Source organism: Vibrio nigripulchritudo ATCC 27043 (genome assembly GCF_000222685.1).
Lineage (GTDB): Bacteria > Pseudomonadota > Gammaproteobacteria > Enterobacterales > Vibrionaceae > Vibrio > Vibrio nigripulchritudo.
On sequence record NZ_AFWJ01000001.1, the window covers coordinates 181,808 to 194,318 of the forward strand.

A 12,511-nucleotide genomic window follows, 5' to 3' on the forward strand; every position below is an offset into this window, starting at 1 on the left:
AACTTGAACATAGAGCTGATAATTCAATTCCTGATACTGGGAAGTGTGGTTGGGGTCTTGGCAGGCTTATTGGGAATTGGTGGAGGCTTAGTGGTTGTCCCCGCGTTGCTTTGGCTGCTCCCGGCTGCAGGAATTTCTGCCAATCTCGTTATGCACATCGCACTGGCTACGTCTCTGGCCACCATCATTCTGACTTCCGGTTCTTCTGCTTTTAATCATCTTAGGCTAGGCAACGTCGATATGTTCGTTGTTAAATGGCTGATGCCTGGTGTCGTCGTTGGTGGGTTAGCTGGTTCTTTCATCGCTGAAGCGATCCCAACTCAGTACCTGATTAAAGTGTTTGGTATCATCGTCTTGGGGCTCGCCATTCAAATGCTGATGTCTCTAAAATCTTCAAACAGTCGCCCTATGCCTGCTGCCGGAACCACTTTGGGTTACGGTGGTCTTATTGGGATCACTTCCAGTCTTGCGGGTATCGGTGGTGGTTCGTTAACGGTTCCGTTTCTTAGCCGTCATGGCGTGGAAATGCGTAAAGCGATTGGTTCGTCTTCGGTATGCGGCTCATTTATTGCCATTGCTGGTATGACAGGGTTTGTTGTACATGGTTTGGATGCCAGCGGGCTTCCAGAGTACAGTATTGGTTATGTATACTTGCCTGCACTATTTGGTATTGCTGCGACATCCGTGTTAACGACTCGCGTGGGAGCCAAACTGGCAACCCGACTTCCTACCGCAGTATTGAAGAAAATCTTTGCGGTATTCTTACTGTTCGTCGCTGGAAAAATGCTGTTGCCGTTTTAATTCGACTCAAATGCGGCATCAGATTCATCACATTTAAAGAGATTTAAACATGAACCAAGGGTTTATAACCTTTCCTCAAATTGATCCTGTTATCTTTTCTATAGGACCTCTTGCCCTGCGCTGGTATGGCTTGATGTATCTTGTCGGCTTTGTGTTCGCGCTATGGCTCGCTAACCGCCGTGCTGATATGCCAAACAGTGGTTGGACGCGTGACAATGTCTCGGATTTGTTATTCGCTGGCTTTTTAGGTGTCGTGCTTGGTGGGCGTATTGGTTATGTTTTCTTCTACAATTTCGATGTTCTCTTAAGCGACCCACTTTACCTCTTTAAAATCTGGACCGGAGGAATGTCTTTCCACGGTGGTCTTCTGGGCGTTATTGCAGCGATGGCTTGGTATGCTCGTCGAAATGGACGCACGTTCTTCAGTGTTGCGGATTTTATTGCCCCGTTAGTGCCGTTTGGGCTGGGAATGGGGCGTTTGGGTAACTTCATGAATGATGAGCTTTGGGGACGCGTCACTGATGTACCTTGGGCCGTATTGTTCCCAAGCGGTGGATACCTGCCTCGTCACCCTTCTCAGCTTTATGAGTTTGTGCTTGAAGGTGTGGTCTTGTTCTTTATTCTCAATTGGTTTATTAAGAAGCCACGTCCGGCGGGCAGCGTCGCTGGGCTGTTTCTGCTAGGCTATGGCTCGTTCCGCTTCATAGTGGAGTATTTCCGCGAGCCGGATGCGCACTTAGGGCTCTATGGCGATTGGATCTCAATGGGACAAATTTTGTCACTTCCAATGGTGATTGGTGGAGCAGTGCTGATAGGCTGGGCTTACAGCGCAAACAAACAACCTGTTAAATCAAAAATTTAAGGTCGACAGTGAAACAGTATTTAGACTTGTGTCAGCACATCGTCGATGACGGTGTGTGGATTGAAAATGAACGTACAGGTAAACGTTGCCTTACGGTAATTAACGCCGATCTTACTTATGACGTTGCCGCGAATGAATTTCCATTAGTGACTACGCGTAAAAGCTTCTGGAAAGCCGCAGTAGCAGAGCTACTGGGTTACATTCGTGGATATGACAACGCAGAAGACTTTCGAAAACTTGGCACCAAAACCTGGGATGCAAACGCCAACCTGAACGAAGTGTGGCTGAACAACCCGTATCGAAAGGGTGAAGACGACATGGGTCGTGTTTATGGTGTTCAGGGGCGTGCCTGGGCTAAGCCGGATGGCGGGCACATCGACCAGCTCAGAAAAATTGTCGATGATCTCTCTAAAGGTGTTGATGACCGCGGTGAGATACTCAACTTCTACAATCCGGGCGAATTCCATATGGGGTGTTTACGCCCTTGTATGTATAGCCATCATTTCTCTTTGCTGGGTGACACCCTATACCTGAACAGCACCCAGCGTTCTTGTGACGTACCATTAGGGTTGAACTTCAACATGGTTCAGGTTTACGTTTTCTTAGCGCTAATGGCGCAGATCACGGGCAAGAAACCGGGTCAAGCGTACCACAAGATTGTTAACGCTCATATCTATGAAGATCAGTTAGAACTGATGCGCGACGTTCAGCTTAAGCGCGAACCTTTCCCTGCTCCAGAGTTTAGAATCAATCCAGACATCAAATCTCTGGAAGATTTGGAAACTTGGGTAACCATGGACGATTTTGAAGTGGTTGGTTACCAGTGCCACGACGCAATTAAGTATCCGTTCTCGGTTTAATATTCGTTCTCAGATTAGTAGTTGAATACGCTAAAACGCCACTCTAAAGCACAGAGTGGCGTTTTTGTATGCAAAGTGTGTATGGATTAACTATCAGTGCGTTCGACGCATTACACGTTGGTATAGCCCCACTTTTCGACTCAATACCACTCACTCTTTAAATCTATGTCCTGATCGAAAGCCAATTTCACGCGAAAGAAGCAACGTAGCAAACCGATAGTCTCGATAAACCTGAGCTCAGGGTATACCAATCACTTGCTGGAATTTATATTAGATACAAATAAAAATCCCCAGCATTCAGAGAATGCTGGGGATTGAATTTTTAAATCTCAAGCTTAGGCAGTCAGTGCCAGAATCGTGCCTGGCATGATGATGAACACCGCCAGCAAGTAACCCACAACAACCGCTTTGTTTTTCATCGCCATGTCCGAGATTAGGTCTGCACCTTTTATTGGTAACTCTCTCAGGAATGGAATGCCATAGATGAAAATGGTCGCCATCAGGTTAAACACCAGGTGTACCAAAGCAATTTGCAATGCGAAGACCGCGAACTCACCAGATACAGCTGTAGCAGCCAGCAGAGCCGTGATACATGTACCGATGTTAGCGCCCAGAGTGAATGGGTAAACATCGCGAACTTTCAGTACACCAGAACCTACTAGTGGAACCATCAGGCTGGTTGTTGTTGAAGAAGACTGAACCAAAACAGTCACAACAGAACCAGAAGCGATACCGTGAAGAGGACCACGACCAATAGCGTTTTTCAGGATTTCACGTGCACGACCAACCATCAGGCTCTTCATGAGTTTACCCATCACTGTGATAGCAACAAAGATGGTTGCGATACCAAGCAGGATCAGAGTAACACCACCAGCGACATCACCAAAGGTTGCTAGCGGCTCTTTAATTGCGCTTACAACAGGTTTGGTAATTGGTTTGATGAAGTTAAACCCTTTGATACTCATGTCACCAGTCGCCAGCATTGGAGAAATCAGCCAGTGAGAGACTTTTTCCAGAATGCCGAACATCATTTCCAGTGGTAGGAAGATAATGACTGCGAGCAGGTTGAAGAAATCGTGAATAGTTGCACTAGCGAAAGCGCGTTTGAATTCGTCTTTGCAACGAACGTGACCCAAGCTTACTAGGGTATTAGTCACGGTAGTACCAATGTTGGCACCCATGATCATAGGGATCGCTGTTGCGACAGGAAGACCGCCAGCAACAAGACCGACAATAATAGACGTAACAGTACTCGATGACTGAATCAAGGCAGTTGCGACAAGACCAATCATTAAGCCTGCAACCGGGTGAGAAGCAAATTCGAAAAGAGTTTTAGCGTGTTCTCCAGTAGCCCACTTAAAACCACTTCCTACCATAGATACTGCAAGTAATAGTAGGTAAAGCATGAAAGCCAAGTTAGCCCAGCGTAGCCAGCGAGCGGAACCCGATTGTGGCGCTGCTGTTGAAGTAGCTTGGTTTATCATATTTTTCTCCGTTGACCGTTCTCATTTGGTCGGTTAGTGAATCTGAGGGCGATACTAGAGATGAAATATTGCAGTTATATGACATTTAGGTTTAAGAATGCATTTTTTGCTATTTTTTCTACGCAACCGATAAAGTGGAATTATGATTCGTGTAAGATATTGATTTCAATAAATTAAAAACTTTATTTGATAGGGTTAATAATAGGGTTCTATTGCGAAAATTTGTGGATATTTGCAATTTGTCACATTTTCTCTTTATGACAGTGTCATAAAAGTCATGACTGTGTTCGGTTTTATTCGATATTTTTAATTTTATTTATCGGAAATACCGAAAACATAGTGTCTTATTGTGATGCGTTGTATCATATGCCTAAGGATTTGACGGATAACAAAGCATGTCTCACTTAAATTACAACCATCTCTACTATTTTTGGATGGTATGCAAACAAGGATCAGTAACAAAGGCTGCAGATGCACTTTTTCTTACGCCGCAGACTGTCACAGGGCAAATAAAAGCTCTAGAAGAAAGAATGGATGGTAAGCTCACTAAGCGAAATGGACGCAGTGTAGAGCCAACCGAATTGGGACAGCTGGTTTTCAAATACGCTGACCGGATGTTTGGACTCAGCTACGAAATGTTAGATATCGTAAATTACAGTCAGCGTTCTAATATTCTGTTTGATGTCGGTGTGGCGGATGCTTTGTCTAAGCGGCTGGTTAGCCGAATATTGATGACAACCGTGCCCGCCGATAACAGTATCCATTTACGTTGCTTTGAATCGACACATGAATTGCTTCTTGAACAGCTCTCCCAACACAAGCTGGATATGATTTTGTCTGACTGCCCTGTAGATTCAAGCCAGAGCCCCGGACTCTACAGTAAAAAACTGGGAGAATGCCGAATGAGCTTTTTCAGTTCCAAACCGTTAGAGAATGAAACCTTCCCATCAGTATTCGAAAACCGAAAGCTGTTGCTTCCCGGAAGCCGTACATCCATGGGGCGAAAAGTCATGCAATGGTTTGACAGACAAGGTATTCAACCAAATGTTCTCGGAGAGTTTGATGACGTGGCTTTAATGAAAGCATTCGCTCAAGATCATAAAGACGCACTCTTTCTGGCTCCTAGTTTGTACAAATCTGAAGTGGGGGATGACGTTTCATTGCATCTGGTTGGAGAGATTAATGAGCTGAAGGAAGAATACTTTGTTATATTCGCTGAGAGGATGATTCAACACCCTACAGTGAAAAATCTTTGTGATGCTGATTTCATTCAGCTCTTCTATTAACAGATTTCATTGTATTACTTCACATTGTTGTAATAACATTTATTTGAATAAGGACTTCAACTGACATAACACAAATAACAAGTTGAAGATGCAGTAACTTACGTTTATAGCCCATGGAGGCTGCTGAATGAACTTACAGGAAATGGAGCAGAAATCTGCTCAAGCTGTCGTCCTCTTGAAAGCGATGGCGAATGAAAGACGCTTGCAAATTTTGTGTATGTTACACAACAACGAACTTTCCGTCGGAGAACTTTGTTCTCACTTAGAATTGAGCCAATCGGCGCTGTCTCAACACTTAGCCTGGCTTAGAAGAGATGGTCTGGTGCAAACAAGAAAGGAAGCCCAGACGGTTTACTACTCTTTAAGCAGTTCTGAGGTGCAGCAAATGATCAAGCTGCTTCACTCTTTGTACTGTGAAGATTAAAAACCTAACTTAAATCTTGTTAAGCAACTATGTTGTGCTGAGGCTTTGGTTGTATAGCAACTTGGTTGTGAGAGAGCGTTGTTAACGCATCAGGCAAATTTAAGATATAAAAAAACCGGCAGAAGCCGGTTTTTTTCGCAATTCTAAACTCGAATTAAAGAGCTTTGATTGCTGCTGCGAAGCGAGACTTATGACGAGCAGCTTTATTCTTATGAATAAGACCTTTAGTCGCCATGCGGTCTAGGATCGGTGTAACTGCAGTGAATGCAGCAGTTGCAGCTTCTTTATCGCCAGCTTCGATAGCTGCGATAGTTTTCTTCATGTAAGTGCGCATCATAGAACGACGGCTAGCATTGTGCTGACGACGTTTTTCAGCTTGGATAGCGCGCTTCTTAGCAGATTTACTGTTTGCCAAGGGTCTAACTCCCAAAAACTTTAGTTCGGTGACAATTTAAGGGCGAGGAATATCCCCTATTTGCGCCTAAATGTCAAATGATTTGTGCAAAAACCCGCCTCATCCAAACAATCTTTGGAATAGAAGGTCATCGCGGTTAAGATGGCGTGGATTCTAACAGCATTTTTATACCATTGCTAATAAATATGTCTGCCAGCCAAACTAATCGGAGGCGGTGGATATTCTATTGTATTTCTTAGGGGACATTTGTGAGTAAAAAGCTGCTCAAGTCTGGCTTGATCGTCAGTATGATGACTTTTATTTCCAGAATACTGGGATTGGTAAGGGATGTGGTCGTAGCCAATTTGATGGGAGCAGGAGCCAGCGCAGATGTCTTCTTCTTTGCAAATAAGATCCCCAATTTTTTACGTCGACTTTTTGCAGAAGGTGCTTTTTCTCAGGCGTTTGTGCCTGTTTTGACGGAATATCATGCCAGCGGCGATAAAGACAAAACCCGAGAACTGATCGCCAGAGCGTCCGGTACTCTCGGGGTAATCGTTACTCTGGTGACATTTATTGGAGTATTGGGTTCTGGTGTGATTACTGCTCTGTTCGGATTCGGCTGGTTTCTGGACTGGCTGAACGGAGGACCTTCTTCCGATAAATTCGAACTTGCCAGCTTCCTACTAAAAATCACTTTCCCCTATTTGTGGTTCATCACTTTTGTGGCTCTTTCGGGTGCAATACTGAACACCATCGGAAAGTTTGCGGTGTCTTCTTTTACGCCTGTTTTCCTTAACATCATGATCATTGGCTCCGCTGTGTTTATCTCTCCGAGGCTGGAGCAACCTGAAGTGGGTTTAGCCATAGGCGTATTCCTAGGCGGTTTGGTGCAGTTTCTCTTTCAAATCCCATTCCTAATAAAAGAGGGAATGTTAGTTAAGCCGAAATGGGGATGGCGCGATCCTGGGGTCGTGAAAATCCGCACTCTGATGATTCCCGCACTTTTTGGAGTGTCTGTCAGCCAGATAAACTTACTGTTTGATACTTTCATTGCCAGTTTTCTTGCCACAGGCTCCATCAGTTGGCTCTACTATTCTGACCGGTTGCTCGAGTTCCCACTGGGTTTGTTTGGGATTGCTATTGCAACAGTGATATTGCCCGCTCTTTCCCGAAAGCATGTGGATGCGCAGAGTGATGGGTTTGCTCATACCATGGACTGGGGCGTTCGAATGGTGCTCTTGCTTGGTGTGCCCGCTATGTTGGGGTTGATCGTATTATCGAAGCCGATGTTGATGGTACTTTTCATGCGAGGTGAGTTCACCCCTCAAGATGTAGAGTTTGCGTCAATGTCGTTGATTGCCTACGCCTCAGGCTTATTGAATTTTATGTTGATTAAGGTATTGGCTCCCGGATATTACTCCCGTCAGGACACCAAAACACCCGTCAAATACGGCATCATAGCCATGGTATCGAACATGGTATTTAACGCGATTTTCGCGTGGTTTTACGGCTATGTCGGCTTGGCTATCGCCACAGCGCTTTCCGCTCTAGTTAATATGGGGCTTTTGTATCGTGGGTTGCACCGTCAAAAGGTATACCGTATCACTAAAGAAACCATTCTGTTCTCTTTGAAACTTATCCTTGCTGGTGGTGCTATGGTCGCGGCGGTGCTGTGGTTAAATCCATCAATGGACACGTGGTTGACCTGGAGCTTTGGTTACCGTTGTCTGCAGCTCGCTATGATGATAGGTGCCGGAGCGTTGGTTTATCTGATTTCGGTCGTGGTGTTAGGTGTAAGAATTCGCCACTTAAAAGCCTTATCTTAATGAGTAGATTATTTTAGGAGCGAAACTCGCATCTTATTGCTATTTGGGTATATAATCCGTCGGTTTCGTGCACAATAAATTAAAAGAACAACGGCAGTGAGCCTAAGCTAGAGATTTCATGGAGTTAATCCGAGGTATACACAATATTCAGCCCCGACATAAAGGGTGCGTTTTGACCATTGGTAATTTTGATGGTGTCCATTTGGGGCATCAGCAAGTGCTGAAGCAGGTATCTGAGCAAGCTCGTAAGATGGGATTGCCTACCATGGTCATGACATTTGAACCTCAACCTATGGAATTCTTTGCCAGGCATAAAGCGCCGGCAAGGCTGACTCGCTTGCGTGATAAAGTCGTTCAGCTAAAAAAATTAAACATCGAACGACTAATCTGTGTGAATTTTAATGCTGGCTTTTCAAGCCTGACCGCTGAAAGCTTTGTTAAAGATCTTCTGGTTGAAAAACTGAACGTAAAGTTCCTTGTTGTAGGCGACGATTTTAGCTTTGGAAAAAATCGTACTGGCAATTTTGAGATGCTGGAAAAAGCAGGAAAAGAGTTCGGTTTTGATGTTGTTAGCACTCAAAGCTTCAAAATGAACAAACTTCGTGTCAGCAGCACCGCAATTCGCGAAGCTCTGGCGAACGATGATTTTTCCAGTGCAGAAGAGATGCTCGGTCGACCATATAGCATTAATGGTCGGGTATCACACGGGAGAAAACTTGGTCGAACCATTGGGTTCCCAACGGCGAATATCCCGCTAAAACGTTGTGTATCACCTGTATCTGGTGTGTACGTTGTTGAAGTCCATGGCATTGACGGCAAAGCATATGGAGGCGTGGCAAATATCGGTCAGCGCCCTACGGTCAATGGTGTGAGACAACAACTGGAAGTGCATTTGTTTGATTTCAACTCAAACTTGTACGGTAAACAACTGGAAGTATCATTGCTTCATAAACTGAGAGACGAGAAAAAGTTCGACTCTCTTGATGCGCTAACAGCGCAAATTGAATTGGATGCTGAGGCAGCAAGGGTGTGGCTGCGTCAGCTTAATGGTTAAGTGGTTTAGTCCACCACTTAGCATAATGTCTAACTTTCGCCCAACATAACGGAATTAAGAATCGATGAGTGAGTATAAAGATACCCTGAACTTACCTGAAACAGGGTTTCCGATGCGCGGCAATCTGGCTAATCGCGAGCCAGAAATGCTTAAGCGTTGGTACAAAGAAGATCTATACGGAGAAATCCGTAAAGCCAAAAAAGGCAAGAAGTCATTTGTTTTGCACGATGGTCCTCCATATGCGAATGGTGATATTCATATTGGTCACGCACTGAACAAGATTCTTAAAGACATTATTATTAAATCCAAAACACTTTCAGGTTTTGACGCACCTTACATTCCTGGCTGGGACTGCCACGGTCTACCTATTGAATTGATGGTAGAGAAAAAGGTTGGTAAGCCAGGTCAAAAAGTTACAGCGGCTGAGTTCCGTGATAAATGTCGCCAATACGCACAAGGCCAGGTTGAAGGTCAGAAAGAGAGCTTCAAACGCCTTGGTATTCTTGGTGAGTGGGACAAACCTTACCGCACAATGGACTTCGCAACTGAAGCCAACATCATCCGTGCGCTAGGTAAGATTGCTGATCAGGGTCACCTGCTGAAAGGCTTCAAGCCAGTTCACTGGTGTACAGATTGTGGAAGCGCATTGGCTGAAGCTGAAGTGGAATACAAAGATAAAGTATCTCCTTCAATCGATGTACGATTCAAAGCTGCTGACGAAGCCGCGCTACTGTCTAAGTTCAACCTGACCGAAGGTCATGAAGGGCAGGGCGATATCTCCATCGTTATCTGGACAACTACACCGTGGACGCTGCCTGCGAACCGTGCTGTATGTTTGCGTGACGATCTTGAGTATGTGCTAATCCAAACAGAAGGCGATGACTCATCTGAAAACAAGGCTGAGCGTATCATCGTGGCTTCTGAGCTGGCGAAAGACGTCATGGATCGTGCTGGCATTGAAAACTTCCACAACCTTGGTTTCGCGAAAGGTGCGGATCTGGAGCTGACTCAGTTCAACCACCCGTTCTACGATTTCTCTGTTCCAGCTATCCTTGGTGATCACGTCACAACAGAATCCGGTACTGGTGTGGTTCACACAGCGCCAGGTCACGGTCAGGAAGACTTTGCAGTTGGTCAGAAATACGGCTTGGAAGTTGCGAACCCAGTAGGTTCTAACGGTGTGTATTTGCCAGATACGGAACTGTTCGCTGGTCAACATGTATTTAAAGCTAACGATGCTGTGGTTGAAGTGCTGAGAGAAAGAGGCGCATTGCTGCATCACCACGCTTACGAACACAGCTATCCGCATTGCTGGCGTCACAAGACCCCAATCATCTTCCGTGCGACACCACAGTGGTTTGTGTCGATGGATCAGGCGGGCCTGCGTGCCAAAGCACTGGAAGCCATCAAAGGCGTTCAGTGGATGCCAGAGTGGGGTCAAAGCCGTATTGAAGGGATGATTGAAGGTCGTCCTGAGTGGTGTATCTCACGTCAGCGTACTTGGGGCGTGCCAATTGCTCTGTTCGTTCATAAAGAAACCGCTGAATTGCACCCTAATTCTCTAGAGTTGATCGAAAAGGTTGCTCAGCTTGTTGAGCAGAAAGGCATTCAGGCATGGTGGGACGTAGATTCTGCTGAGCTTCTGGGTGAAGAAGCAGACAAATACGAGAAAGTACTGGATACCCTAGACGTTTGGTTCGATTCTGGTGTTACTCACTTCTCTGTGGTTGATTCTCGTGAAGAATACAACGGCAACAGCGCTGACTTGTATCTGGAAGGTTCTGACCAACACCGTGGTTGGTTCCAGTCATCGCTAATTTCATCCATTGCGATGAAAGGTGAAGCGCCATACAAACAAGTTCTGACGCATGGCTTTGTAGTAGACGGTCACGGTCGCAAGATGTCTAAGTCCATCGGTAACGTTGTCGCGCCGAAAGACGTGACCAACAAACTTGGTGCAGATATCCTGCGTCTATGGGTGGCTTCTACGGATTACACTGGCGAAGTTGCGGTATCTGATGAAATCCTTAAGCGAAGTGCAGACGCATACCGCCGTATTCGTAATACCTCTCGCTTCTTCCTGGCAAACCTGAGCGGTTTCAATCCAGAAACAGATATTGTGCCGGCAGATGAAATGGTGGCATTGGATCGCTGGGCTGTAGGTCGCGCACTTGCTGCACAGGAAGAAATCATTAAAGCGTACGACGAGTACAACACGCATGCGGTTATGCAGCGTCTGATGCAGTTTTGCTCCATCGAGATGGGTTCTTTCTACCTGGACATCATCAAAGATCGTCAGTACACCGCGAAACGTGGCGGACACGCACAACGCAGCTGTCAAACGGCGTTGTACTACATCGTAGAAGCTCTGGTTCGCTGGATGGCACCTATTATGTCGTTCACAGCGGATGAAATCTGGAACCAGATGCCAGGCGAACGTGGTAAGTTTGTATTTGCTGACGAGTGGTTCGATGGTCTGTTTGGTCTGGCTGAAGGTGAAGAGCTAAGCAACGAATTCTGGACTGAAATCCAACAAATTCGTGATGCTGTGAACAAGCAACTGGAATCTGCTCGTAATGAGAAAGTGATTGGTGGTGCGCTTCAGGCAGAGGTAACACTTTACGCCGAAGATGCATTGGCTGCCAAAATGAACAAATTGGAAGATGAACTGCGTTTCGTACTTCTGATCTCTAAGGCAACGGTTCGAGCGCTGGCAGACAAACCTGAATCTGCTCAGGCAACCGACGTTGAAGGGTTGTTTGTGGAAGTGAAAGCTTCTGAAGACCCGAAATGTGATCGTTGCTGGCACCATTCCCCTGACGTAGGCACAATTAAAGGTCACGAGAAGATTTGCGGTCGCTGTGTGTCAAACGTTGATGGTGACGGTGAAGTTCGTAAGTTCGCTTAATAATTGGATTTAATATGAGTGAACAAGCGGTATCGCTAAAACAATCAGGAGTCCGCTGGCTTTGGCTGGCGGTGCTCGTCTTTATTGCGGACATCGGCATCAAGTTCGTGGTGATGGAAAACATGGGGTACGGTTGGGCAAATCGCATTGAGATATTGCCATTCTTTAACCTGCTGTATGTTCACAACTACGGAGCGGCATTTAGTTTTCTAAGTGATCAAGCTGGCTGGCAACGCTGGTTTTTCACCGCAATTGCGTTTGTTGTTTCAGGTGTGTTAATACACTGGATGAGCAAACTGCCAAGTTCAGAAAAGTGGAATAACATCGCTTATGCCATGATCATTGGTGGAGCATTAGGGAATGTTTTTGATCGCCTTGTACATGGCTATGTGGTCGATTATCTAGACTTTTTCTGGGGTGACTACCACTGGCCAGCATTCAATCTTGCTGACTCTGGAATAGTACTTGGTGCAGCAATGATAATCCTTGATGGATTCCGTAAAAAGCCAGAAGAACCTGCTCAGTCATGATGGCTTAAATCGAATAACCCTAAGCGCTGTCCGTTGATTCGGACGGCGCTTTTTAATATAAAGGCTAAAAAATTGGACC

At 45.6% G+C, this 12,511-nt stretch carries 11 protein-coding genes; 9 read left to right on the plus strand and 2 right to left on the minus strand.

The features are described from left to right. The first annotated feature begins 3 nt into the window (after window positions 1-3). The 3 genes from RH89_RS00750 to RH89_RS00760 are packed head-to-tail and all read left to right on the plus strand — an operon-like array spanning window position 4 to window position 2,523. Window positions 4-801: a sulfite exporter TauE/SafE family protein gene (locus RH89_RS00750; RefSeq protein WP_004397910.1), complete on the plus strand. Its 798-nt coding sequence runs from the start codon at window positions 4-6 to the stop codon at window positions 799-801. A 49-nt stretch (window positions 802-850) separates the two neighbouring features. Beyond that, window positions 851-1,663 carry a prolipoprotein diacylglyceryl transferase gene (gene lgt / locus RH89_RS00755; RefSeq protein WP_004397911.1) on the plus strand — a complete coding sequence of 271 codons (813 nt, stop codon included), beginning with the start codon at window positions 851-853 and terminating at the stop codon, window positions 1,661-1,663. Window positions 1,664-1,671: 8 nt separating this feature from the next. Then, on the plus strand, window positions 1,672-2,523 hold the full coding sequence (locus RH89_RS00760) for a thymidylate synthase (RefSeq protein WP_004397912.1): 852 nt from the start codon (window positions 1,672-1,674) through the stop codon (window positions 2,521-2,523). Window positions 2,524-2,858: 335 nt separating this feature from the next. Here RH89_RS00760 and RH89_RS00765 read toward each other — a convergent pair whose 3' ends face one another. Beyond that, window positions 2,859-4,004 carry a Na/Pi symporter gene (locus RH89_RS00765; RefSeq protein WP_038124790.1) on the minus strand — a complete coding sequence of 382 codons (1,146 nt, stop codon included), beginning with the start codon at window positions 4,002-4,004 and terminating at the stop codon, window positions 2,859-2,861. Window positions 4,005-4,402: 398 nt separating this feature from the next. Between RH89_RS00765 and nhaR the strand changes: the two genes are divergently transcribed. Both nhaR and RH89_RS00775 read left to right on the plus strand, forming a co-directional pair. Continuing rightward, window positions 4,403-5,293: a transcriptional activator NhaR gene (gene nhaR / locus RH89_RS00770; RefSeq protein ID WP_004397914.1), complete on the plus strand. Its 891-nt coding sequence runs from the start codon at window positions 4,403-4,405 to the stop codon at window positions 5,291-5,293. A 127-nt stretch (window positions 5,294-5,420) separates the two neighbouring features. Further along, window positions 5,421-5,717, plus strand: a complete 297-nt coding sequence (locus RH89_RS00775) for an ArsR/SmtB family transcription factor (protein ID WP_004397917.1) — start codon at window positions 5,421-5,423, stop codon at window positions 5,715-5,717. A gap of 154 nt (window positions 5,718-5,871) precedes the next feature. Here RH89_RS00775 and rpsT read toward each other — a convergent pair whose 3' ends face one another. Continuing rightward, window positions 5,872-6,132 carry a 30S ribosomal protein S20 gene (gene rpsT, locus RH89_RS00780; protein WP_004397918.1) on the minus strand — a complete coding sequence of 87 codons (261 nt, stop codon included), beginning with the start codon at window positions 6,130-6,132 and terminating at the stop codon, window positions 5,872-5,874. Between the two features lie 248 nt (window positions 6,133-6,380). Between rpsT and murJ the strand changes: the two genes are divergently transcribed. From murJ to lspA, 4 genes are all read left to right on the plus strand, one after another. Beyond that, the gene (gene murJ, locus RH89_RS00785; protein ID WP_004397919.1) at window positions 6,381-7,940 is read left to right on the plus strand and encodes a murein biosynthesis integral membrane protein MurJ; all 1,560 of its coding nucleotides are present in this window, start codon (window positions 6,381-6,383) and stop codon (window positions 7,938-7,940) included. Between the two features lie 118 nt (window positions 7,941-8,058). Next, on the plus strand, window positions 8,059-8,994 hold the full coding sequence (gene ribF / locus RH89_RS00790; RefSeq protein WP_004397920.1) for a bifunctional riboflavin kinase/FAD synthetase: 936 nt from the start codon (window positions 8,059-8,061) through the stop codon (window positions 8,992-8,994). A 64-nt stretch (window positions 8,995-9,058) separates the two neighbouring features. Continuing rightward, window positions 9,059-11,902 (plus strand): isoleucine--tRNA ligase, encoded by a 2,844-nt coding sequence (gene ileS, locus RH89_RS00795; RefSeq protein ID WP_004397921.1) that lies wholly within the window; start codon window positions 9,059-9,061, stop codon window positions 11,900-11,902. Window positions 11,903-11,916: 14 nt separating this feature from the next. Further along, window positions 11,917-12,432, plus strand: coding sequence for a signal peptidase II (gene lspA / locus RH89_RS00800; RefSeq protein WP_004397922.1), 516 nt, complete (start codon window positions 11,917-11,919; stop codon window positions 12,430-12,432). The last annotated feature ends 79 nt before the right edge of the window (window positions 12,433-12,511 follow it).